Origin of the sequence: Methylotenera sp. (genome assembly GCF_029946165.1) — a bacterium.
In the GTDB taxonomy this organism is placed as follows: domain Bacteria; phylum Pseudomonadota; class Gammaproteobacteria; order Burkholderiales; family Methylophilaceae; genus Methylotenera.
Genome location: NZ_JAQSDZ010000022.1, coordinates 1 through 24,564, shown reverse-complemented (window position 1 = coordinate 24,564; position 24,564 = coordinate 1). Strand labels below are relative to the sequence as shown.

Genomic DNA, 24,564 nt, shown 5'->3' with positions numbered 1-24,564 from the left:
TCTAAAGGTCATCTATGCACGCGGTACTTCGTAACAATCTATTTTTTGTTAAAGAACAAGTTGGAATGTTTAAAGCGGCTAACAATTACGATATTTATGACCCTAGCACCAATCAAAAAGTTTTAGAGTGCCGCGAGCCTAATCTTGGTATTTTTACCAAAATTTTTCGCTTTACCGATTACAAACGCATGACGCCGTTTGATGTAGAAGTTCGCACACCTGATGGCGACAATGTTTTAAGCGTAAAGCGCGGCTTTTCTATATTTGATTCCAGAGTAGAAGTGTTTGACGAGTTGGGAAAATTAGCTGGTACATTCAGCCGTAAATTCTTTTCGATTGGTGGTAAATTTGATGTGTTAGATGCTCAAGGCACCGTGATTTGCACTTTGCAAGGCAAGTGGACAAGCTGGGATTTTAGATTTTTGAAAGGCGAAAAAGAGCTCGCTAACGTTTCAAAAAAATGGGCTGGTATGGGTAGAGAGCTGTTTACCAGTGCAGACAATTATATGCTGTCCATTGATAATAGTGTTGCTGCAAATGATACGGCTCGCGTTCTGATTATGGCCGCAGTGTTGTGCATCGATATGGTGTTAAAAGAGTAAGTGATTCATCGTATTATCAAATAAGATATTTAGTTAATCAAGGCAATAAAGGCTAGGCATGCAAGCACTTCCAATTTTTATTAATATCACTCAACGCCGTTGTGTTGTCATAGGCGGTGGTGATGTAGCTGCGCGTAAAGTGACCATGTTGCTTAAAGCGAATGCGGCGGTGGTGCTTTATTCGCCTGAACTATGTCATGAGTTAAGTGATTTGGTTAGTGGCGGGAAAATCAATCATATCAATGCCAATTTTGAGCCAAGCCAGCTAGATGGTGCTTGTTTGGTGATTGCGGCTACTGATGATGTGGCGGTTAATACGGCTGTTTCAGCTGCTGCAATGGCGCTCAATATTCCAGTAAATGTGGTGGATTCTCCTGCTTTATGCACCTTTACCATGGCGTCTATTGTAGAGCGGTCACCTATTGTGATTGCCATTTCAAGTGAAGGTAATGCTCCAGTATTGGCGCGCTATATCCGCACAAAAATTGAAACCATGTTGCCAGCAAGCTATGGCCGTATTGCTGAAATCGCTGGTGAATTTAGAGATAAAGTTAAGGCGAAATTTGCGACTACACAGCAACGCCGTATCTTTTGGGAAGGCGTACTGCAAGGGCCGATTGTTGAGCGTATTTTATCTGGGCAAGATGAGGCGGCAAGAAGAGCGCTAGACAATCTTCTTGCTGATGACCAGTCGTCTGATAAAACTGACCCTAAGCATCACGGTGAGGTCTATTTGGTTGGTGGTGGCCCGGGTGACCCAGATTTACTCACATTTAGAGCTTTGCGTCTTATGCAGCAATGTGACGTGTGTGTGTACGATAAATTAGTCAGCCCAGAAGTGATGGAATTGGTGCGTCGAGATGCAGAACTCATTTATGTAGGTAAGTCGCGCGATCAACATACGCTTCCACAAGAAGAGATTAATGAATTATTGGCAAGGTTGGCGTTAGAAGGTAAACGTGTTCTGCGCTTAAAGGGTGGTGATCCGTTTATTTTTGGGCGAGGCGGTGAAGAAATTGAAACCTTAATGCAACGCGGCGTTCCTTTCCAAGTGGTGCCTGGCATTACTGCGGCAAATGGCGTTTCTAGTTACGCTGGTATTCCGCTTACACATCGAGATTATGCACAAGCTTGCTTGTTTATTACAGGTCATTTAAAAGAAGGTACTTTAGATTTGGATTGGGTGGCAATGTCGCGCCCGCGCCAAACCGTGGTGATTTATATGGGCTTGGTTGGAATGGAAAAGATTTGTGAGCAACTCATTGCCCATGGCGTATCGCCAGATATGCCTGCCGCAGTAGTTCAGCAGGGCACGACACAAAAGCAACGCGTGGTTGTAGCAACACTAAAAGATTTATCTGCGAAAGTTAAAGAGGCGCAAATCAAAGCGCCTTGTTTGACGATAATTGGTGAAGTCGTGCAGTTGCGTGAGCGTTTGAATTGGTTTGAACCCGGCGCAAATTAATCAGGCATTCCCTCAGAGTAAACCGAAAGTTTGAGGGGTTTAGTTCCCTTACCTAGCAATTTGCACCATCTACTTATACTGGTACTATTCATGTCTTAATGTTTGATCGGCATGAAATAATGTTACTTCGTAATCGCTATATTCTGCTCGTCACTATTAGCTACTCTGTGCTGGGGTTGCTATGGATATTCTTATCGGACCAATTGTTATCAATCTTTGCCGATATTCACTCTATTGTCTGGTTATCAACCGCAAAAGGTGTCTTCTTTGTATTAGCTTCCGCGTTAGGTTTTTTCTTTGCCCTCCGCTCCATGCCTGAATTAGATCAAGCTGCTAAAGAGCGCCTGCAAGATGTGGTCTTTTCTGGCGCATTCATTGAGAATAGGTCTGCTTGGCTCACCTACACATTTGCTATCGTTATCACTTTGTTAATGTTGTTTGTGCGCATGAATATGGGGCTGAATACAGAACATCGACCACTTATGAGCTTATTCATTTTGCCGATTATTCTCAGCGCATTATTTGGCGGCTTTGGCCCTGGTCTTTTGGCGACTGTCCTTGGCGCGCTCGGCATAGATTATTTATTAATTGAGCCTTTAAACAAGCTTGAAATTACTGACAAATATGACTTAATACAATGGGGAAGTTTTATTTTTAGCGGCTTAGTCATTAGCATTTCAAGTGAGATTTTATTGCGCATGCACGCAAGAGCTGAAAGGAATCTTAGGTTATTGAATGTTGCGGTGTCTGGTACAGGAGATGCCATTTTTGTTAAAGATAAACTAGGTCGCTATCTAATTATCAATCAGGCAACAGCAAACTTTGTTGGCAAACCGATGGCCGAAATATTGGGAAAAGACGATCAATTTCTTTTTCCTGAGAGTTCAGCTAAAACAGTGATGACACTGGACCAGCAAATCATGGAAAGTCTGCAGACACAAAGTCATGAGGAAAACGTAGTTTCATTTAATGGAAAGGCTATGGTTTTCGATACCATCAAAGGCCCCATGTTTGATGATGCAGGAAATGTGATTGGTCTATTTGGTATTTCACGTGATATTACTGCCTTTAAACTAGCACAGGCGGCGTTGTTAGACCGTGACTTCAAGCTTAGTGCAATCGTTAATTACTCCCCTGCGGTACTGAGCCTAAAGGACACGGCTGGGCATTATGTGTTGGCAAATCCTAATTTCCAAAAGATTCATCATCTAGAGGAAAAAGAGATTATAGGAAAGACTGATTTTGATTTGTACCCAAAGGATATCGCAAATAGCTTTAGTCAAAACGACGCTATGATATTGGCGAGCTTAAAGCGTCACACCATAGAGGAGCGCTTTCCAGTAGAAGGTGAACTTCGTGATTTTATGACCACTATTTTTCCTGTATTGAATGCATCTGGCAAAGCCGAATTCATTTGCCGTATCTCGTTAGATATTACCGAGATGAAGCGTAAAAATGAAAGCTTGCAAATGAGTGAAGCTCGATTAAAAGAGGCGCACCGATTAGCTATGATCGGAGATTGGTCATGGGATGTCATCACAGATACTCATGTTTGGTCGGATGAAGTTTATCTAATCTATGGGCTTAATCCTGATCAACCTCCGGCAGACTACCTTCAGATTGAACAGTGCTTTACTACGGAAAGTTGGAAATTGCTTTCTACAGCAGTCAATGAAACGCTAGCAAATGGAACCGCATATGATTGCGATGCTGAGGTTGTTCGCCCAGATGGTAGCCATCGCTGGATAACCGCAAGAGGCAAAGCCGGATGTGATGTGAGTGGCAAGGTCGTGATGCTGCATGGCACTATTCAAGACATTACCGAGCGCAAGCAGGCTGAGATTAATTTGCAGATTGCGGCGGTAGCATTTGAATCTCAAAACTCGGTGATGATTACTGATGCTTCATTGAATATACTCAAAGTGAATAAGGCTTTTACGGAGGTTTTCGGTTATACCGCTGAAGAGGCTGTGGGCCGAACTGCTACTTTGCTTAAATCAGGTATGCAAGATACCGCTTATTATGAGCATATATGGCATCAAATTCATACGACTGGCTCATGGCATGGCGAAATTTTAAATCGTCATAAAAATGGTCAGTTATTGTCTAACTTGCTTTCGATCTCCGCGGTTAAAAGCAAAGATGGCATCGTTAGCCATTATGTAGGCTCACATGTTGATATCACCGAGCGAAAAGCGTCTGCTGACAAGATTCTTCATATCGCTTTTCATGATTTCCTCACTCAGCTACCTAACCGCCAACTTTTTAATGATAGGCTCAAACAAGCAATAGCTTCTAGCACACGTACTGCTCAAATTGGCGCATTGCTGCTGATAGACTTAGATAATTTTAAGACATTAAATGACACCCTAGGACATGATGTAGGTGATTTATTGCTTCAACAGGTTGCTGAGCGGCTAACCGACAATGTTCGGGCAGGTGATACTGTCGCACGCCTTGGTGGAGATGAGTTTGTCGTCCTATTAGAAGACCTAAGCGACAATCTATTAGATGCATCGGCCACAGCAGAGGTATTGGGCGAGAAAATTTTAGCCGCACTTAACCAAACATATTCATTGGGCACGCATCATTATCACAATACGTCTAGTATCGGCGTGACGATGTTTGACGGAAATCAGTCGCTGGTAGCGGATATTTTAAAACAAGCTGATATCTCGATGTATCAGGCAAAGAAAACTGGGCGCAACACCTTATGTTTCTTTGACCCTAAGATGCAAGAAGCCTTTAATGCTCGAGCTTCTTTGGAGATTGAGCTTCGTAAAGCGCTTGAAAACAAGCAGCTACAGTTGTAATACCAAGCTCAGGTCGATCAAGCAGATCGTCCATTTGGGGCTGAGGCATTAATTCGCTGGATACATCCAGAGCTGGGAGTGATCTCTCCTTTAAACTTCATTCCGCTTGCCGAAGAAACAGGTTTGATTTTGCCTATTGGACAATGGGTTCTCGAAACTGCTTGCGCTCAACTTGAAGTATGGCAGGAGCATCCATCGACAGCAAATTTAACATTATCAGTGAATGTAAGCGTAAAACAGTTTAGCCAACTAGATTTTGTGACACAAATTCAAGCTATGCTGAGTCGTTACAATGTGAAGCCGAAACGACTTAAATTAGAGCTGACGGAAAGCCTTTTGCTCGAGAGTGTTAATAACATCGTCACATCTATGGTTGCTTTAGAAGCTATTGGCGTGCAATTCTCTTTAGATGATTTTGGAACTGGGTATTCATCTTTACAATATTTAAAAATGCTGCCATTAAATCAACTTAAAATAGACCAATCCTTTGTGCGTGATCTTGTTGTTGATATCAATGATAGATCTATCGTACAAACGATTATTGCTATGGCGGGCAGCTTAGGTTTTGAAGTAATTGCCGAAGGCGTTGAAACCGAGGCGCAGAAAGCAATACTGCTAAATAAAGGTTGTCGCCATTTCCAAGGATATTTATTTGGCAAGCCTATGCCAATTGAGCAGTTTGATGAGTTGTTAAAGCTAAAAGCACATTAATGCGCATCATGAGTGTTTTGAGTTTAATTAACTTTTAATCGGAATGCTTAATCTCGCTTCTAATCCACCTTCTGGTCGGTTAATTAACGTTAATTTTCCATGATGTAATTTGGCTATGCGATCGGCAATGGCTAACCCTAAGCCACTGCCACCAGCATTGCTACGCGCAGTATCTAGCCTTTCAAATGGACGCAGCAGTTTTTGTAAATGGCTTTCTGGAATCCCTGGGCCATTATCAAACACACTTATTAAAATATGTTCAGCAGTCACTTTACCAGCTATTCGAACCTGCCCCTTGCCATAGGCATAAGCATTTCCCACTAAATTGTCCAACAAGCGTTGGATGGCTAACGGTTTAACGGGAATGAAATAGGTGGGAGCTAACTGTACTACCAAGTCACGCCCAGCGCGGAGTTGTCTATCATGTACCGCTTGCAGTAAGGCATTAATGTCAATCATTTGTGTAGGTTCGCCTTCGACCCCTTTTACAAAATCTAAAAACTGATGAATGATATTATCCATGTCAGCAATATCTTGTATCATGCCATTTTTTAGGCTGCCACAATCTTTATCAGGTAGCATTTCAACAGCTAAGCGTAATCTTGCAAGTGGTGTACGAATATCATGGGAAACGCCGGCAAGAATTAAGGTTCTTTCTGCATCAAGTTCAGCCAAAGAATCTGCCATTTTGTTAAAGGTTTCATTCACCTCGCGCAATTCAGCAAAACTTCCTTCGGGCAACTTTTCAGGCTGTTCGCCTTTACGAAGCCTATTCGCGGCATTCATTAATAAGTGCATGGGTCGGTTAATACGCAAGGCAATAAAGTAACCCCCTGCCAGTGACAGCATTAGTACTAGCGCACCCCAGCCTAGCCACTGCCATGGAAAGCGACGTTCAACATGCAGTTTTGGAATCACTACCCAAAAATCATCTTGTCCGATATTAAAGCTGACCCACAGCCCCTGAACACCATAGTGATTGACGGTAATAATGGTTTCTATGCCAAGCCGCTCTCTAATCTTTTCAGCGACCATATTAATAAATGGATCAGGAGGTAGAGGTTCAATGTCCTCCATAAAGTCCGCGTAATAAACGCGTACACCTTCTTTACCCGTTAGTTCAGACAGCAAAGCTAGGCGCAGATTATCTTGCGAAGCGATTAGTGAGGCACGAGTGTAATTCACCACAGTAACCGCTTGAAGCGCAGTAGCTTCCGCGCGAGGCTCGCGTTCAAAATACTCAAAGATCTGCAAGGAGGCGATTTGTCCAATAGCTAATAAAAAAGCAATGAGCAACATCCCTCTTGCGAGTAATGTTTTAGGTAGAAAGTTGAATTTCAAACTGAGTAATCTTAGGTTTGTTAGCCTTAGTGTTAACTAACGTTGGCGTCAGTCAACTTCGCCATCAGGAATAAATACATAACCAAAGCCCCACATGGTTTGTAAATAACGTGGATGCGCTGCGTCAGGTTCAATTAATTTGCGTAAACGCGATACTTGCACATCAATGCTGCGGTCAAATACATCTAGCTCACGTCCGCGCGCAAGTTGCATTAACCTATCGCGAGATAAGGGTTGACGTGGATGATCCACAAATACTTTCAGCAAGGCAAATTCGCCACTGGTAATAGTGACAGAAGCTCCTTCTTTGCTCAACGAGCGTGTAGACGCATTAAACACGAAATCACCAATAGTCACACTCTCTGTATTTACAGCAGGCGCGCTTGGTTGTAAGCGTTCATGTCTACGCATCACTGCGTTGATTCTAGCGAGTAATTCGCGTGGATTAAATGGTTTAGGTAGGTAATCATCTGCACCCATTTCTAAGCCGATGATTCTATCAACTTCATCGCCGCGCGCGGTCAGCATCACAATGGGTAACAAAGTGCCGGTGCCCCGTACTCGGCGGCAAATGGATAATCCATCTTCTCCAGGCAGCATTAAATCTAGCACTAGCAGGTCAATAGATTCTGCTGCTAAAACGCCATCCATCTCTTTAGCATCAGAAGCAACCTTCACTGTGAAGCCTTGCTCAGTCAGGTAGCGTTGTAATAATTCACGTAAGCGCACATCATCATCAACGACTAGTATTTTTTTATTTTGATCAATCATAGTATTTAGTCCGCGTTTATTATTTGTTAACTGAATTTGACTTTCAATCGCAATATTATGCAACTAAGCTTATTATTACTTTGTCGAAAGTCAAAATACTAAACCATTACAAAGTGTAAGCTATATTGTGTCAATTTAAAATAAAGCCTGAAATTAAATCGGGCAAATCAATTTAGATTTATAGTGAATAAGTGTCCATTTTATGCGTTACAATTTATTACAATTTCAATGTTCAATGAAACAATCAGTTAACAATCGTACTTCATTATGATGCGATTATGCTAAAGCTAAATCGTTTTTTCGACTTAATTATAAAGTTAGCGCATTGATTAAACTCACTCCTAAACATATTTTAACAGTTAAACACACGTGCATTGCAATGTATGTGTGCTTCGGAATATCGTTGGATGTTAATGCTGCGGGAAAAACAAACTTTATTGCAGTGGGTACAGTTGAAAAGCCAGTCCTTGGTGAAGAGGGCGCTGGCGATGGAATGCGGCAAACACTAAATCTTAATTTCAGCCCAGAGAATCGCGAAAAAATCCGTAAGGCTTTAGATGATTATGCCAAATCGGTTGACCAAGATCATGATCGAATTGAAGAGCGTCGACGCATCATGCAAGAAAGCCTAAAAGAACGTTTTTTAGATGCTGATAATGATAATGATGGCACTATAGATAGGCAAGAAGCGACAGAAAAGTTACCACAAATCGCAAGGCTTTTTAGTCAAGTGGATACCAATCAAGATGGTGTTATTTCATTAGAAGAACTCGAAGATGCGCAATCTCGCGCCGCTGAACGCAGAAGCGCAGCAGAAGCTAACCTTGAATTGCAAAAACAGCAAGCAACAGAGGCTTCATTAGCAACTAAATCTAAAAATAAGCAAGCTTCTACCAATCCCAAAAAGCGCACCTATTAGCTACCAAACTATTTAAGCTGAGCACAAATTTATTTTCCAAAGCCAGCTTTCTCACTTCTTAGCACTACTAAATAGCAATTAATAAGAATAGCGATTAATGAGTTTAATCTTAGAAATTTCCGATAGTATTGAGCAGCTTGATGCCCATGGTTGGGATGCCTTAGCGGGTGATATGCCATTACTCAGCCATGCGTTTTTAAGTGCGCTTGAAAGTTCAGGCTCAGTTGGTAAAGGCACAGGTTGGCAGCCTTATCCAATGCTAGTGCATGATGATGGCAGGTTAGTGGGTGCAATGCCGCTTTATATCAAAAGTCACTCCTATGGTGAATACGTTTTTGATTGGGCATGGGCAGAAGCTTATGAGCGCAATGGCTTAAGTTACTATCCTAAATTGATTTCAGCGATTCCATTTACCCCTGTTACTAGCCAAAGGCTTATTGCAGAAAGTTCCCAAATACAAGCACTAATGTTAGAAGCGCTTACTGAAACCATGCACAAACATCAATTGTCATCGATGCATGTGCTTTTTCCTGATGATGCTTCTACAGTTGCATTAGAAAAAGCAGGATGGTTACAGCGCAATGGTGTGCAATTTAGATGGCAAAACGATAATTTTATAGATTTTGAAGATTTTTTACGCACGCTCAGCCACGATAAACGTAAAAAGATTCATCAAGAACGTAAAAGGTGGTCGCTTCGGGAGTGGAATGTAAACGCATCAAAGGCGCAAACATTACCCCAGAACAATGGCAATTTTTCTATGAATGTTATGAAAACACCTACCTTGAGCATCGCTCAACTCCTTATTTAACGCCCGCATTTTTTCAGCAAATTGGTCGGACTATGCCGCAAAACATTTTGCTGGTATTGGCGTATTTGGGTGATGAGCCGATTGCCGCCGCGCTAAATATTTATCATCAAACTACGCTCTATGGCCGCTATTGGGGTGCCTTGAGATATGTGCCCAATTTGCATTTTGAGCTATGTTATTACCAAGCTCAAGAATTTTGTATCGAAGAAAAGATTCAATTCTTTGAAGGTGGCGCGCAAGGTGAGCACAAGTTAGCACGAGGGTTTAAGCCGCGTTCAACTTGTTCGTTTCACAAAATTGCGCAACCTGATTTTGCGCATGCGATTCAGGCATTTGTCACACAAGAGTCGCAAGGCATTGCCGCATATACTAACGAGCTTGAAGAGCGCGCACCGTTTAAAGCGCAATAGGTTTTGTTAATATTGTCATTGATTTATTAACGTGACAATCTTTTGTTTTACCAAGCAATTTCTTTACCATCATAAGCAATAAATTTTCCAGTATTGCTCAAGTTTAAATTCTCGATCACCTGACGCAACCCTGTCACACTTGTTTTGGTGCCTATCAATGCGTTGCTGCCGCCCATATCGGTTAGTACCCAGCCTGGGTGCAAAGTTGCCACGGCAATGCCTGCGGGTTTAACATCTATTGAGAGGCTTTTCATCACCATATTAACCGCAGTTTTAGTACTACGATAAATGTAACTACCTCCGCTAGTATTGTCGCTCATACTGCCCATTTTGCTAGAAAGCGTCGCTATCTTTTTAAGCTCGCCATTTGCAATGTGTGGAGTAAAAGCTGTCGCCATTTTTAATGGTGCAATGCTATTAATTTTAAATGCATCTAACCAGTCTTCTGTATTTGCATTCTTCAAGCTACTTTCAGGGTAAACGCCCGCGTTATTGATTAGTACATCAATTTTTTCGTCTTTTAATTGCAAAGCTAGCGCATCTATTTGTGCAAAATTTGCCACATCTAATTGCAGTATACGAATATTGGCATGTTTGCTTGCCAGCACCTGTAAAACGCTAGCCTTTTTAGGGTCACGGCAGCAAGCAAGTACGTTCCAGCCATCTTGTGCATATTGTTCTGTGAACTCTAAGCCAATGCCACGATTGGCACCTGTAATTAACACTTGGTAAGTCATTACTAAATCCTCAAATAAATATTGTTAACGCGCCTAAAAATACAAAAGCCACAAACTAAGCTGTGGCTTTTTTACTCTATGATTCAGGCTATTTAGCCATTTCATCCATCTTGTGGCCTTTCATTTTGCAATGGTCACCCATTTTTTCTTTCATTGCATCACGTTCAGCCTTATCGATTTTCCCATCTTTATTAGCATCCATTTTAGTAAACATAGTTTCTGCCATCTTTTGATGTGCTGCGGTGAATTCGTCGTGGCTGATTGCTCCATCTTTGTTGGTATCGGCATTCTCCATGGCATGAGAGCGATCGCCATGCATACCATCTTTACCGTGGTGATCAGCGTATGCCATTTGCGTTAAGCCCAATGTCAAAGCCGCCATTGCTATAATTTTTAAAGTTTTCATACAATATCCTTTTTTTGAATAATAATCGTACACGTAGGTAGACTCTGCGTATGTGTTGGCGTTCATTTTAGATTAACAATCAGCAGTCCAAACGAATCAAATGTTTAATTATGCCTAGTGATTTAGTCAAAATCACTAGGCACAATTAAGCTAAGCGCATAGGGCAGAATTCGAGAGGGCGCTCATAATGCAACACATGGAGCGAATCATTGTGAATCGCCAAACTAAAAAGGATACCTAATCATGTGGACAACACCAGGAGCTACAGAAATGCGTTTTGGCTTTGAAGTAACAATGTACGTAATGAACAAGTAATCAATCAGTTGATTTGCATATTAAGCTCGGTGGGAAATCACCGGGCTTTTTTATTGGCATTAATACAAGTTAACAAAATCAATCTTCTATTCTAAAGCCCACCTTCATTGTGACTTGAAAGTGAGCCACTTTTCCTTCTACAATATGCCCACGAGTTTCAACTACCTCAAACCATTCCAAATGCTTAAGTGTAAGAGAAGCTTTGTTAATGGCGCTTTTTATTGCATCGTCAGTACTGGTGGGAGAAGACCCCACTAGCTCAATAATTTTGTAAGTATGGTTCGACATTGCGTTCTCCAATTGATTTATTAATGATGCTTTGTTAATACTACGCTATTAACTCAGTGGTTTCTAATTCTGTAGCTTTTTGTTTACTAAGAAAAGGATAATCAATATAACCCTTTGCGCCACCACCATAAAGCGTATCAGCATCAAGTTTGTTCAAAGGTGCATTAAGTTTAAGACGAGCAACCAAGTCGGGATTTGAAATGAATGGCCGTCCAAATGCAACCATATCCACTAGATTTTCCTGACGTGCCGAAATAGCCATCCCTCTGTTATACCCATTATTGCCAATATAAATACCATTGAATAGTTTTCTAAGCGTTTGTAGGTTGAAGCCTTTGTCGACATTCCGTGGTCCGCCAGTCGCACCCTCAATAACATGTAAATACAACAAGTTAAATGTATTGAGTTGCTCTACAACATAACGGAAAAGCGGAGCAGGGTTGCTATCGCTAATATCATTTGCAGGGCTGATAGGTGACAATCTAACCCCAACACGCTCAGAAGACCAAACAGAAACAACTGCAGCGGTCACTTCCATTAAGAATCTGGCTCTATTCTCAAATGATCCACCATAAATATCGGTTCTATGATTGGTACTATCACGTAAAAACTGATCAATCAAATAACCATTAGCGGCATGAATTTCTACGCCATCAAACCCTGCAGCAAGCGCATTTTTCGCAGCTAGACGATATTGCTCAACAATGCCGGCTATTTCGCTAGTTTCTAAAGCTCGTGGAGTAACAAAAGGCACAAAGCCTTCTTCAGTAAATGCCTTTCCTTCTGGCTTAATTGCCGAAGGTGCAACAGGCAACGCATGAGAAGGTTGTAAGGAAGGATGCGATATACGACCTACATGCCATAACTGTAAAAAGATGCGGCCGCCAGCCTTATGCACAGTGTCAGTGATTGATTTCCAGCCTTTTACTTGCGCATTATTATAAATACCTGGCGTAAATGCATAACCTTTGCCCTGTGCAGAAATCTGCGTGGCTTCTGCAATAATTAACCCAGCCGTGGAGCGCTGACCATAATATTCAGCTGCAAGCAAGCTAGGCGCATCGCCCACTTGTGCACGGCTACGCGTGAGCGGCGCCATAACAATTCTGTTACTTAACTTATAAGGCCCAAATTGAAAGGGCATAAACAAGTCAGAGACCTCTGAGTTATATGAAAGCATATTTTCCTATGTAAAGTTACATAATAGATTGTTGAATCAGACCTAATAATTGCAAAACAATGTGTCAGGCTTATTACCAATACTACAATCAACTTAGCTTATAAACTGTGCGGCAGCTAACATATTGAATGGGTATAAATAAATTGACATCTGTAACGTTACGCATTACATTAAACAAAATTGAAAAATAAATAATGATTAAAACTTTCAGACATAAAGGACTCAAAGATTTCTTTGAGAGTGGAAGCAAGGCAGGAATAAGACCCGATCACGCTTCTAAATTAAGCCGTCAATTGGTGCGTTTAGACAATGCAAAAGTACCAGCGGATATGAACTTACCAGGTTGGAGACTTCATTCTTTAGAGGGTGAGTTAGCTGGGCATTATTCCGTTACTGTAAACGGTAACTGGCGAATGACTTTTATTTTTGATGGCGAAGATGCAGTTCTGGTGGATTATCAGGACTATCACTAGAAAGGAATTAAATATGAGCAAAATACACAATCCGCCACACCCTGGCGAGACTTTACGGGATGACATTCTTCCTGCACTTGGCTTGAGCGTGACTGAGGCGGCTGATCAGCTAGGTGTTGCACGCCCATCGTTGTCACGTGTATTGAACGGGCATGCCGCTATTTCACCTGAAATGGCTTTGCGTATCGAAAAATGGCTTGGTGTTGAGAACGGTGGTAGCGCCGACTTGTGGTTAGCAGAACAAGCCTCTTATGATCTATGGCAAGCAAGAAGTAAATTTAATGCAAAGGTAAAACCTGCGGCACTACTAAAAGCCTAAAAAAATTTCATTTCTAAAAATAATAAAAACAGGGGTAAACATTGCAACTAGATCCAGACGAAATAAGAGACTATCGGCAAGAGGCATTTTTTGACAAAAGAGAATCGAGTGAAGTTGATCCCTTTAAGATATTTCTAGCCGTACTTGCTGCTATTTTAATGGCATGGTTTATTAGAGCCGTCTATGTAGAGTGGCAGATCAGGCAAGTGTTGGATAACTTTAACCAGCAAATTGTCGTTATGAATGCAGAGTCGCAAAGAGCTATGGAGCTTAGTCAATTACGTGCTAAAGCTGCTGAGGATGAACGCACTAGAATTGAAGAGGAAAAAACTTATCAGCAAAAGGTTGCCAAGTATCAGCTAGAGCAAAATAGACAGGCTGTTATTACCAATGCGATCAACGACAAAAACCGAAAAGTACAGGCATGGGATGATTACTATAAACCTGCAAAGGGCTGTGAATCCTCTAATGATAATAAAGATCTCATGAAATGCGGCAATGACTATGCCCGTGCAAAAAAGAGTTTCGAGGCGCAATGGGCAAGCGCTCAATCTTCGCCTAGCAACTAAAACTTTACTCTGAAAATTAAGATTTACTTAGTCTTTGGGTATCTACGCAGTAATCAATGGTTTTGTACGTGCTGATATACCGAGACTGGAAAATTGCATAAGGTGACAAAGGTTATGAACAGGGAAGTACTGCGCTCGGTAATGTAGATATTAAGCAACAGAAGAGACAGTCTAAAGATCCTATGCGCCAATGCTTAGGAATCGCAAGCTATATTTGTGAATACTTTACTAAAAGCTATCTAGTGCATCATCAGTCTAACCGTAAGCGTTACTGGGTTCCTAAGCATTAAGCTCCCTGAATCAACATGATTGGTGGAAAAGAGTCAACTAAACTAACTCCTGTAAGCCCTTATTTAAAAGGGTTTGGTAGTTTCGTGGAATTTAGTTACCCCCAAACATCTTATACTCTTCAAAGCCTTGCCGAATCTTCAGCATTAATTTAACCCTAATATGTGTTTTAAATATATTAAGTAACTTACAGTTGTTCATTAATTAAATATGTTCACGTTACGTGAACAGTTAAAATAAATGAACAAAAATGTTGACTGCAATGTTCAACTTAATGTAATGTTCACGTAACGTGAACAAAATAAATAAATGAACAAAATGGAATTGGCTAATATAAAAGAAAATGAGATGCTTGATCGGGCAATAGAAGCTCTGAGGCAAACTGCTGGGTTAGATATTGAGGTTACTCAGTATGAGCCAGCAGCTACGCATGCGCGTGCAGATGCGTACATCAATATTGCATATAACAATAATAATTACAAGTTTGTAGTTGAGGTTAAGAATGTAGATCGCTTTGCTACCATTGCCCAAGTTAAACACCAGTTAGAAGAGTTTAACAAAGCGCCATTACTTATTGCGCCCAAGCTGACAGAAGCTGCTGCAAATAACTGTAAAGAGTTGGGCTTAAACTTTATTGATTTAGCTGGCAATGCTTATATTAACGAGCCTGGCTTTTTTGTATTAATAAAAGGGCAAAAACTAGTTCAAGAGCAAAATAATCCGATGAACTACTTCAAAGGCAACAAAGCGCTTACGCCGACTAATTTGCGTATGGTGTTTGCGCTGCTGTGTAACGCTGAAATGCTAAATGCACCTTACCGTGAAATCGCTAAAGTGGCAGGCATTGCATTAGGTGCAGTTGGCTGGGGATTTAATGACCTAGCCGCAAGAGCAATGACGCTTGGGGATGGTAAGAAAAACAATCGTGTAATCATTCAGCAAGAGAAGCTTATTCAAGAATGGGTGACAAACTACCCTATTAAATTGCGCCCTAAATTAAACCCAAGACGCTTTAAAGCAAACAACCTAGACTGGTGGAAGCATCTAGATGTTAAAAACTATGCAGCGCAATGGGGTGGTGAAGTCGCTGCCGACAAACTGACTCATTACTTAAAGCCAAATTTTTTCACGCTGTATTTACATGGCAAAGATTTGAAAAAAAACATGAATAAGCTGATTGTAGAAAACAGGCTTGTGCCAGACCCTAAAGGCGATATTGAGTTATTAGTAGCCTTTTGGGATTTTGATGGTGCAGACTTTTTGCCAGAGGTTGTACCCACTTTGCTGGTTTATGCAGACCTCATTGCAAGCAATGACCCGCGTAACTTAGAAACGGCAAAAATGATTTATGACAAGTTAATTCAACATGCAAACAATTAAACCTATTAAGCCAGTTGGCGAACTTACAGTTGAAATTGTGCGTGAAATAAACGCGGTAAGCAAAGCGCTGGGGCTAGAGTTGTTGCTAGTTGGCGCACAGGCAAAAGTGATATTACTAGAAAATATTCACGGCTTAAACCCAGGCCGCGCAACGGGCGATATTGATTTTGCATTTGCCGTTGAAAGTTGGGATCAGTTTAACCAAATTAAGCAAAGCTTAATCGCCACAGGCAAGTTTAGAGAGCTGCCAAAAGTTAAGCAAAGGTTACTCTATCAATCCAGTTTAATTGAGCATGGTTTTGTTGTAGATATTATCCCCTTTGGTAAAATGCAGGATGATAACAACATGATTGCGTGGCCACCAGAGCTAGATGTGGTGATAAGTGTAAGCGGTTATCAAGAGGCGCTTGAGTCTGCACTATTGGTAGAGCTAAATGCCAATTTGACTATTAAAGTAGTTTCGCTGGCTGGGTTGGCAGTATTGAAAATATTTGCGTGGTCAGAGCGAGGCACAGTCACTGAAAATAAAGACGCTATAGATTTGCTGACACTACTTCGCACTTATCATGAAGCTGGTAACGCAGACAGAATCTACGAAGTGCTAGAACCAGAGGTTTTGGAGTCTTTGGATTACAACCCAGAGCTGATGGGTGCTTGGCTACTTGGTTATGATGCCGCAGCGATAGCCTATAAAAGCACCATTGAAAGAATGACTGAGCTTATTGAAAGCAAAAAAGAAAACCTAATATTACAGATGGCTAAGTCTTTAACAGGTAATGAAAATGCTTTAAACGAGGCTGAAGCCTTGCTAAAAAGTTTTACTAACGGTTTGAGAAACTAACCAACTTTCACCAGCGCATTTTCATTCACCGCGCTCACCAACTGAATCACCTTTTTCGCGCCAATGTCATCAAACACACCCAGCAAACCATCTTGGTGAATATGCGTAAACGGCGGCTTAAACAACATATCATTATCAATCATGTCGTTTTGGGTGAGGTAGCTAATAATGTTGTTAATAAACGTCATCTGGTCAGCTTTAAGGCTGCCTGTCTGAATAAACGAGTGCAGCAACAATCGCAGAAGTCGTGCAAGAGCTTTATGTGCGTTTTGACATTACTTTAATGATGGAGGCTACAAAAGATAACAGCCTCTATATAACAGACCGTAATACGGCTATGATCTTTTTTAGATACTTGCCGAACGAAAATAACCCTTTACCAACGCCATTTTAGGAGAGGTCGCAATCTGCACCGCGCGCACGCGCAAGCGGCGCACGGAGCGGATTGCGACCGAGTCCTTTAGACTAGATATAAAGTACATTTAAGTACCGATAATTTAATAGATTGCGTTTATTTTTTGTTTGAGTACTTCAAAATATATTAAAGCTAACCAAGCAAACATTTTTTCGTTAATTGCTTGGAAAAATAGATCTGGCATAGGTACATCAATTAGCGATAAGTTGTTTTTGTGACTAGAGTTTTGATGAAAAAATCTATTCCTAACGCCTATTATGAGATCTAACATTCCTCGATTCTTAATTCTGATTGATTGATCAGTCTTAGACTCTATATTCTCTTTGCTAAATAAACATTTGTCTAAGCTATTAACAGCTTTTCTTTGTTCTTCAATAGTTAGTGCAGGAAATGAGAATTCGGTTGCATTGTCCAGTATTACATCATCGAATATTGATTCAGCGAATCGATTAAAAAATGGCAGTTCTGTTTTACTATCCCCTAAAAAATCTTTAAGAGAATCAAATGCCCCTAAGTAGTCTTTGGAAGCAGAAGCATATGCTAGCGGAAAAGAAAAGGAAACACGTTCCATGAAGCGATATAAGTGCAAGAATGCCATGCACTCTTCACTCTTTTTTCTTCTATGAAAGTAATGCAATGTCTCTAGCAATAAAGTTTTATAAAACTCTTTCTGCCTCAGGCTTTTTCTCAGATAATGATCGAGTGCTGTATGACTGATATCAATTTTTAATAGTTTATTTTTAATTGTAAGTTCATTGATTTTATTATTTTTTGGTAAGCCATAAATCGAATGATTTATACGTTGAGATATGTTTTTATTTGATGAAGTATGCGAAAAACTAACGGATCCAATAAGAAGTCTCACTAAAGCTGCCTCTTCGGAACTATTAGAGCCTATATTGAGAATTGTTTGCTGAGTTATTGGTAATGGTGGTAATACAGGAGCTATATCACTCGACTCCACTATTGAAAAATAACTATCTATTTGTAGCGACATTTATTCAATTACATCAAGTAATTTATCAGTAATTACACTAGATGAGCGATTTGCTAATGACTCTAAATTTTTAATAAAATATGCAACTGCAATTCTTCTAGCTTTACCAAGTTTAATTTTTGACACATCAAACTCTTTGAACGAAATTTCAAACTGCTCAATTGACTCTTCAAACGTAGAGATATCTAGATCTTTTAGGAAGTTATATGAGTTTCTTATTTCTGAACTGAATCCAATAAAATTGTTACTTAATCTAAACCATTTGTCTAGGATTGAAGAGGCTGATAGTTTCTTTACGAGTTCTATTACATCTTTATACTCAAGATCACCATCTTCTGGGCTGCGCTCTAATATTTTACCTGCGACAAGATCATCCAGTTTTTCTTGAATCAATTTCTGCGAGTCTATATTTACCGAATGACTCAAAAACGCCATGTATGCTAGTACGAAGTCGGAAAGACCAAATACCCCAGGTTTTATCCGTTTAGCACTTTTTTCGGTTAGTAAATCTGTTTCCTCTATTGAAAAATCAAAAAGATTTGCACTTAATATCTCTATTTGATGCCTAGTTGACATTGGCTTTTGACCATTATTCAGTGTAATCATCCTATAAAGCAAATTGTCCATCGATTGGCAGACTAATATATTTATAAAGATGGATTGGTCAAAAGGGAACTCTGATACTAATGGTAACTCTTGACTTGCTCTTTGTAGTGTTGAAAGTCTTTGTATACCATCAAGTACGAACCCTTCTGATATATTTGTATCAAGAAACCTTTGAAAGGCATTAACTGAAAATAATGAGTTAGGATCTGGATGAATGAAAGCAATTGTAATAGGAGGCATTAAGCAACCAGCTAATATATCTTTCTTTAGACGATCATAAAAACGTGGGTTTTGTATTCTTCTCTGGATTTCTAGTCTGTTGACTAAAGGTGTTAGTTTTTCTAGAGCGAATCTATAATCGGCTTTGCCCGTTGCAACAATTGCGCTCACTACTGAGTCTTTATCAATACTAAAAATAGTTAATGTTGTATTTGCTTGGTTAGCCACTGGTTACCTCTTGATAAATTAAACTATGGTCAATGTTAATTTAAATTGACTTTAAACTGTTAGAAATATTTTGTAGTTGTTCTTTTTTATACTTGCTTAAAGAGTTAGTGAAAAGTAATATCATGATTATGGCTACTAGATGGCTACTAATTGAGAAATAAGCACAAAGAAAAACGCCCCATTCTTTCGAATGAGGCGTCTTTATTGGTGGGAAAGAGGGACTTGAACCCTCGACCCCAGGATTATGAATCATGGGATCAAAAAATAAAAAAAATACCTTATAAATCATATACTTAATTTTAAGTCTTTTTTCTATAAATGTCCTTTTTAAGATTTTTTGTAGCAGACCGTATCAGACATAGGTAAGGGGTGTGTGCACAGGACTAATACTCCTTAGTTATTGAAATTTAGCATATCAAAAACGATTTTTCTGAATAAAAAATTTTCAAAGAATTACTATAAGGTTTGTGTGTTAATCATGCAAAACTAACAGTCAAATAAGACTTGGGTGAAGCTTTATAGTGAAAATCATGGCATATTATGAACATGTATCTAATTTGAGAATAATAATGGAAATTTTAGAAGATAAGAGGTTGCCAGAACAAACCATTGCCCTACTAAAAATCCTTCAGATAGGGCAGTCCCAAATAGAGCAGGGTCAGGTCAAGACAATGGAAGTGGTATTTGAAGAGCTTGATAAGCTAAACTAGCACAGTTACACACTTTGACAGTGTGGCTTAAATTAACTAGCAAAAAGCCATTAGAAATGTATTGAAAACCAGCTTATACTAAATTTAATGAAAATAAATGTCGTTAGATATACTTAATCAAGTTGAAAATAAAAATTTAGAATAATTTAACTAGTAGGGATAAGTCAGTGCCTTTAATAAAAATAACCCCTAAAAGCTCTATAAACAAGGCTTTTCTGAAAGTTAAACCCAATCGCATTGAGATTGAGAAATTCAAAGCCAATCTCACTAATTTACTTGATGCAACCAATGATACAGAATCAGAAGAGTTCCATAAAAACCTCGTTTCTGATTTTCTCAAAAAATCCTATTATGACCCTAACTACTTTATTAACACTAAAGGTAGAAATGATCTTGTTATACACAACGGCAAAGATGCTAAAAATACCGTAGGTGTTATTGTTGAGGCAAAAAAACCTACTAACAAAGTGGAAATGCTTAGGCAAGACAATATCAATTTCAAAGCTTTTCAGGAGCTTGTGCTTTATTATCTTCGTGAGCGAATTACTCACAAAAACCTAGAAGTGAAATGTTTGGTTGCAACCAACATTAATGAATGGTTTATTTTTGATGCTGTGATATTTGAAAAACACTTTGCCCAAGACAAAGCATTGGTTGCTAAATTTAATGACTTTGAAGCTGGAAGATTGTCAGGCACTAACACTGATTTTTTCTATAAGGAAGTAGCTCAACCTGCGATTGCAGCCATCACAGCAGAGATTGAATTCACCTACTTTGATATTCGTGATTATGAAAAACCTCTTCGAAATGCAGACAAAAAAGACGATAACAAATTAATCGCACTATTTAAACTTTTATCACCTGAACACTTACTTAAGCTTCCATTTATCAATGACAGTAATAGTCTAGATAAGCGGTTCTATACAGAACTGTTACATATTATTGGACTAGCTGAAACTAAAGAGGGTTCTAAAAAACTTATTCAAAGGAAAAATGTAGGTGAAAGAGATTCTGGATCTCTACTTGAAAATGCCATAGAGCAAATTGAAGCAAAAGATAAGTTGGCCGTTATAGATAATCCAGCAAAATTCGGAGCTAATAAAGAAGAAAGATTATTTAATGTCGGACTTGAGTTAGTTATCACATGGATTAATCGTATTTTATTTCTCAAGTTGCTTGAAGCTCAGTTGCTTTCATATAACAAAGGCAATAACTCATATGCATTTTTGAATCATAAAAAAATCGCAAACTTTGATGACTTGGATAGTTTGTTTTTTCAGGTGTTGGCTAAAAAGAGTGGCGAAAGAAAAAGCGAAGCACAAAATCAATTTAGCAAAGTTCCATATTTAAACAGTTCGTTATTTGAACCAACTGATATTGAGCATAAATTCATTTTCATTAGCAATCTAAGAGATGAAAAGAAAATACCTATTATTTCATCAACAGTGCTTAAAGATGAAAACGGTAAAAAGCGAACGGGGGAACTCAGCACACTTGAATATTTGTTTGAGTTCTTAGATGCCTATGACTTTGCAAGTGAAGGTAGTGAAGAAATACAAGAAGAAAATAAAGCATTAATTAATGCCTCAGTGCTTGGCCTGATATTTGAAAAAATAAATGGTTACAAAGATGGTTCATTCTTTACTCCTGGATTCGTCACAATGTATATGAGTCGTGAAACGATTCGTAGGGCAGTAGTGCAGAAGTTTAATGAAGCTAAACAATGGGAATGTAAAACCTTTGATGAGCTTTATGACAAGATAGAAGATAGAAAAGAAGCTAATGAAATCATTAACAGCATAAAGATATGCGATCCAGCAGTAGGTTCAGGACACTTTCTGGTTTCTGCACTCAATGAAATTATCGCAATCAAAAGTGATTTAAAGGTATTGCTTGATCGTGCTGGAAAAAGATTAAAAGAATATCAAGTAGAGGTTGTTAATGACGAACTGATTATTACAGATGAAGATGGTGAGTTTTTTGAATATAAGCCCACAAACAATGAAAGCCAGCGAATACAAGAAGCAGTATTTCATGAGAAACAAACAATAATTGAAAGCTGCTTATTTGGAGTAGATATTAATTCTAATTCCGTAAAAATTTGCAGATTAAGGTTGTGGATTGAATTGCTCAAAAATGCTTATTATAAAAATAGCGAAGATTTAGAAACTCTTCCAAACATAGATATAAATATTAAGTGTGGCAATTCATTAATAAGTCGTTTTGATCTGGATTCTAATTTAAAAGATGCACTTAAAAAATCTAAACTAACTATTGGAGGCTATAAAACTGCTGTGAATACTTATCGGAATGCGATAAGTAAAGAACAAAAGCGAGATATGGAAAAGTTGATTGAAGAAATAAAATCAAACTTTAGAATTGAAATATACAGCAATGATCCAAAAATAAAAAAGCTAGATAAACTGAAAAATGAGTATGGCTACTTATTAGGACAGTCATCATTGTTTGATGATACTGTAAAAGAGAGAAAACTAAGAAAACAAAAACTTGAGGATTTGAAAGGTCAAATAGACAAGGCTAGTACAGAAATTGATCAAATCAAAAGTAACAAAATTTATGAAAATGCTTTTGAGTGGAGATTTGAGTTTCCTGAAATATTAAATGATGAAGGAGATTATCAAGGTTTTGATTTGGTTATTGGGAATCCACCATACATTGCGATTGAAGAGTTTAGTGAAAGCCATAGAGATTACTTTAAAAGTAAATATACTCAGTTCGAAAGAAAATATGAATCATCCGTATTATTTATTGTTCAAGCAGAGAGAATATTGAAGGCGAATGCCTTACTAACATATATAGCACCACAAACATGGTTAACTGGAGAAAATTTTACAAAATTTAGGTCGTATATATTTTCTGAGTTATCAGTTAATAAAATCATTAACTTACCATTTAATATTTTTGAAGATGCCTATGTTGACACAAGTATTTATGTATTTAAGAAAGCTGTAAAAACTGATTACGAAATTTATAACTTTAATAAAAAAGATAAAATAACTTCATTAGAAAATATAAATTTCGTAAATATTGATTCTGATTTAATTCACTCTCCAGACTATAAAATTGTTTTAGATAAATCTGCTGCTGAGTTGATAAAGGCTATCAGTAATCCAAATTTTATAAGTTTGGGCGAAATTACAAAATCTACACAAGGGTTATCTGGTAGTGCTTATAAAAGTGTTGAGAATTCTGATAGTTGTCAAATTTACCCCTTTCTAAATAAAGGTAATGTGTATAACTATATTTTGATTAAAGAAGATATATTTTATACCAGCTTAGAAGACAAACATTCACTTAAACAATTTTATCAAAGCGAACCAAAATTATTAATAAGAAGAATAATAAACCGTCAAGATAGATTGAGTGTTGGTTACTGCAATGAAAGTCTTGTATTTAAAAAAGACATAAATCCATTTATATGTATTGATGATCGGTTTGATACATTTTATCTACTAGGAATATTAGCTAGTAAATTTATCTCCTCACTTTATTTGAAGTTATCGGCAATAGCTAGTAAGGATGACTTTAGACAAACAACTCTTGGCGAGTTGAGAAGACTTCCTATACCAATAATAAGCAAAGATGACCAAAAAGAAATCATTGCTCTAGTTAGTCAAATTTTAGAAAATAAAAAAGCTGAAATTGAAACACAGGAATTAGAGGACTCTGTAGAAAAAATCGTCAGTAGGTTATATGGATTTAATTCTGATTTAGAAGTGTGATCTTGAATATTTGATAGCAGGATAGCTTGATATTTAATTGAATTTTTATTTGAGTGATTGAACGGAATAATATGCAAAATCAAATTGATTTATCAGACATTGATCTTAAAAATAAACTTGAAATAAAATTCAATAATATCAAACCAATAGAATTAAATGACTTGAGTTTGTCTCTTCTTTCAATAGGAAATCAATATCAAAAGTTTATTGAGAATGACACAAACGATAGCTATAAAGTAAATTCAGAATTATTCATTAAAGAAGTTCGCACTGGTTCAATAATTATTGAATTGGTTGCCCAAGCTATGCCAGTAGTTCCATTGCTTTGGTCTGGTGGTTCTCTCGTTGAGTGGACTAGTCAAGCATCATCAACATTTCAATGGTTGCTAGGTAAAGTTAATGAGCCCCCTATTGAAGTATCAAAGCAAGATTTAAAGCAATGGAATTGCATACTTGAACCAATAGCAAAAGATAATGGCTCACAGCTAAACTTTACAGTTTCTGATGGTGGCACTGTAATTAACAATTTCTATATTAATTCAGAGCAAGCAAATGCTGCACAAAACTCAATTAAAAGAAGAATTGAAAGCTTAAATGAACCAGATGACCACCTTCAGGCAAAAAGAGTTATGTACTGGTATCAAACAAAATTTGATGATGAATCTCACACAGGTGATAAAGCTGTAATTGAAAGTATTTCAAAAAAACCAGTTAAGGTTATTTTTGAGAATAATGCAGTCAAAAAAGCGATGTTGAAAGGTGATGCTAGATTTATTAAGCCTTGGAATGAGTTAGCTTATCTTGTTGATGTTCGTGTGCAAACAGTTAGAGATGAGCCAAAAGTTTACACAATTATTAATTACTTTGAAGATGAAACTTTTGACCCAGAAATTTAATTTTATATTAACTCAGATCATGGCTAGGCAATTTCCATCAGTACATCAGCTGCAACTTTGAGCCTGTAAATAATTCTGTGTAAATGCAGTTTGAGTGCATTAATTCAAGGG

At 38.5% G+C, this 24,564-nt stretch carries 22 protein-coding genes and 2 pseudogenes; 15 read left to right on the top strand and 9 right to left on the bottom strand.

Annotated features, from left to right (window positions below; all coding sequences use genetic code 11):
- Positions 1-14 precede the first annotated feature (14 nt).
- The 4 genes and pseudogenes from PSV17_RS11375 to PSV17_RS11360 all read left to right on the top strand — a co-directional run.
- Positions 15-602 carry a phospholipid scramblase-related protein gene (locus tag PSV17_RS11375; protein WP_300482693.1) on the top strand — a complete coding sequence of 196 codons (588 nt, stop codon included), beginning with the start codon at positions 15-17 and terminating at the stop codon, positions 600-602.
- Between the two features lie 58 nt (positions 603-660).
- The gene (gene cysG, locus PSV17_RS11370) at positions 661-2,067 is read left to right on the top strand and encodes a siroheme synthase CysG (RefSeq protein WP_300482691.1); all 1,407 of its coding nucleotides are present in this window, start codon (positions 661-663) and stop codon (positions 2,065-2,067) included.
- Between the two features lie 119 nt (positions 2,068-2,186).
- The gene (locus PSV17_RS11365; protein ID WP_300482689.1) at positions 2,187-4,880 is read left to right on the top strand and encodes a PAS domain-containing protein; all 2,694 of its coding nucleotides are present in this window, start codon (positions 2,187-2,189) and stop codon (positions 4,878-4,880) included.
- 12 nt (positions 4,881-4,892) lie between these two features.
- Positions 4,893-5,591 (top strand): annotated as a pseudogene (locus PSV17_RS11360) (EAL domain-containing protein); the annotation flags it as partial.
- A 27-nt stretch (positions 5,592-5,618) separates the two neighbouring features.
- Here the strand turns inward: PSV17_RS11360 and PSV17_RS11355 are convergent.
- Both PSV17_RS11355 and ompR read right to left on the bottom strand, forming a co-directional pair.
- Positions 5,619-6,890, bottom strand: coding sequence for an ATP-binding protein (locus tag PSV17_RS11355; protein WP_300482899.1), 1,272 nt, complete (start codon positions 6,888-6,890; stop codon positions 5,619-5,621).
- Positions 6,891-6,980: 90 nt separating this feature from the next.
- Positions 6,981-7,703 (bottom strand): two-component system response regulator OmpR, encoded by a 723-nt coding sequence (gene ompR, locus PSV17_RS11350; RefSeq protein ID WP_300482686.1) that lies wholly within the window; start codon positions 7,701-7,703, stop codon positions 6,981-6,983.
- A gap of 325 nt (positions 7,704-8,028) precedes the next feature.
- On the opposite strand from ompR, the gene PSV17_RS11345 reads away from it, so the two are divergent.
- Together PSV17_RS11345 and PSV17_RS11340 are read left to right on the top strand one after the other, a co-directional pair.
- Positions 8,029-8,622 (top strand): EF-hand domain-containing protein, encoded by a 594-nt coding sequence (locus PSV17_RS11345; protein ID WP_300482684.1) that lies wholly within the window; start codon positions 8,029-8,031, stop codon positions 8,620-8,622.
- A 97-nt stretch (positions 8,623-8,719) separates the two neighbouring features.
- Positions 8,720-9,843: pseudogene (locus PSV17_RS11340) on the top strand (GNAT family N-acetyltransferase).
- A gap of 47 nt (positions 9,844-9,890) precedes the next feature.
- On the opposite strand, the gene PSV17_RS11335 reads toward PSV17_RS11340, so the two are convergent.
- Complete coding sequence (locus PSV17_RS11335) at positions 9,891-10,580, bottom strand: SDR family oxidoreductase (protein WP_300482682.1); 690 nt, start codon at positions 10,578-10,580, stop codon at positions 9,891-9,893.
- Between the two features lie 88 nt (positions 10,581-10,668).
- Positions 10,669-10,986, bottom strand: coding sequence for an EF-hand domain-containing protein (locus tag PSV17_RS11330; protein ID WP_300482680.1), 318 nt, complete (start codon positions 10,984-10,986; stop codon positions 10,669-10,671).
- Between the two features lie 243 nt (positions 10,987-11,229).
- Here PSV17_RS11330 and pqqA point away from each other — a divergent pair, with 243 nt between their 5' ends.
- Entirely contained in the window at positions 11,230-11,301 is a 72-nt protein-coding gene (gene pqqA / locus PSV17_RS11325; RefSeq protein ID WP_300482896.1) for a pyrroloquinoline quinone precursor peptide PqqA, read from the top strand.
- A gap of 78 nt (positions 11,302-11,379) precedes the next feature.
- On the opposite strand, the gene PSV17_RS11320 is transcribed toward pqqA, so the two are convergent.
- The gene (locus tag PSV17_RS11320) at positions 11,380-11,589 is read right to left on the bottom strand and encodes a dodecin (protein WP_300482679.1); all 210 of its coding nucleotides are present in this window, start codon (positions 11,587-11,589) and stop codon (positions 11,380-11,382) included.
- A 40-nt stretch (positions 11,590-11,629) separates the two neighbouring features.
- A complete protein-coding gene (locus PSV17_RS11315) occupies positions 11,630-12,769 on the bottom strand; it encodes an alkene reductase (RefSeq protein WP_300482677.1) in 1,140 nt (379 codons plus the stop codon).
- Between the two features lie 194 nt (positions 12,770-12,963).
- Here PSV17_RS11315 and PSV17_RS11310 point away from each other — a divergent pair, with 194 nt between their 5' ends.
- The 5 genes from PSV17_RS11310 (at position 12,964) to PSV17_RS11290 (ending at position 16,639) form a co-directional block, all read left to right on the top strand.
- Entirely contained in the window at positions 12,964-13,242 is a 279-nt protein-coding gene (locus tag PSV17_RS11310) for a type II toxin-antitoxin system RelE/ParE family toxin (RefSeq protein ID WP_300482675.1), read from the top strand.
- Between the two features lie 13 nt (positions 13,243-13,255).
- Positions 13,256-13,561 carry a HigA family addiction module antitoxin gene (locus tag PSV17_RS11305; protein WP_300482673.1) on the top strand — a complete coding sequence of 102 codons (306 nt, stop codon included), beginning with the start codon at positions 13,256-13,258 and terminating at the stop codon, positions 13,559-13,561.
- A gap of 41 nt (positions 13,562-13,602) precedes the next feature.
- Complete coding sequence (locus PSV17_RS11300) at positions 13,603-14,130, top strand: hypothetical protein (protein ID WP_300482672.1); 528 nt, start codon at positions 13,603-13,605, stop codon at positions 14,128-14,130.
- A gap of 597 nt (positions 14,131-14,727) precedes the next feature.
- Positions 14,728-15,798 carry a type IV toxin-antitoxin system AbiEi family antitoxin gene (locus PSV17_RS11295; RefSeq protein ID WP_300482669.1) on the top strand — a complete coding sequence of 357 codons (1,071 nt, stop codon included), beginning with the start codon at positions 14,728-14,730 and terminating at the stop codon, positions 15,796-15,798.
- Positions 15,785-16,639: a nucleotidyl transferase AbiEii/AbiGii toxin family protein gene (locus PSV17_RS11290; RefSeq protein ID WP_300482666.1), complete on the top strand. Its 855-nt coding sequence runs from the start codon at positions 15,785-15,787 to the stop codon at positions 16,637-16,639. The genes PSV17_RS11295 and PSV17_RS11290 overlap by 14 nt, the downstream gene beginning before the upstream one ends.
- On the opposite strand, the gene PSV17_RS11285 is transcribed toward PSV17_RS11290, so the two are convergent.
- From PSV17_RS11285 to PSV17_RS11275, 3 genes are all read right to left on the bottom strand, one after another.
- Entirely contained in the window at positions 16,636-16,872 is a 237-nt protein-coding gene (locus tag PSV17_RS11285) for a type I restriction-modification enzyme R subunit C-terminal domain-containing protein (RefSeq protein ID WP_300482892.1), read from the bottom strand. The two genes, PSV17_RS11290 and PSV17_RS11285, sit on opposite strands and share 4 nt — an antisense overlap.
- A gap of 264 nt (positions 16,873-17,136) precedes the next feature.
- Positions 17,137-18,051, bottom strand: coding sequence for a hypothetical protein (locus PSV17_RS11280; RefSeq protein WP_300482664.1), 915 nt, complete (start codon positions 18,049-18,051; stop codon positions 17,137-17,139).
- A complete protein-coding gene (locus tag PSV17_RS11275; RefSeq protein WP_300482662.1) occupies positions 18,052-19,104 on the bottom strand; it encodes a hypothetical protein in 1,053 nt (350 codons plus the stop codon). It abuts the gene before it with no gap.
- A 569-nt stretch (positions 19,105-19,673) separates the two neighbouring features.
- On the opposite strand from PSV17_RS11275, the gene PSV17_RS11270 reads away from it, so the two are divergent.
- The 3 genes from PSV17_RS11270 to PSV17_RS11260 all read left to right on the top strand — a co-directional run bounded on the left by PSV17_RS11270 (position 19,674) and on the right by PSV17_RS11260 (position 24,453).
- Positions 19,674-19,814, top strand: coding sequence for a hypothetical protein (locus PSV17_RS11270; RefSeq protein ID WP_300482661.1), 141 nt, complete (start codon positions 19,674-19,676; stop codon positions 19,812-19,814).
- A 167-nt stretch (positions 19,815-19,981) separates the two neighbouring features.
- A complete protein-coding gene (locus PSV17_RS11265) occupies positions 19,982-23,557 on the top strand; it encodes a TaqI-like C-terminal specificity domain-containing protein (protein ID WP_300482659.1) in 3,576 nt (1,191 codons plus the stop codon).
- A 71-nt stretch (positions 23,558-23,628) separates the two neighbouring features.
- Complete coding sequence (locus tag PSV17_RS11260) at positions 23,629-24,453, top strand: hypothetical protein (RefSeq protein WP_300482656.1); 825 nt, start codon at positions 23,629-23,631, stop codon at positions 24,451-24,453.
- Positions 24,454-24,564 lie beyond the last annotated feature (111 nt).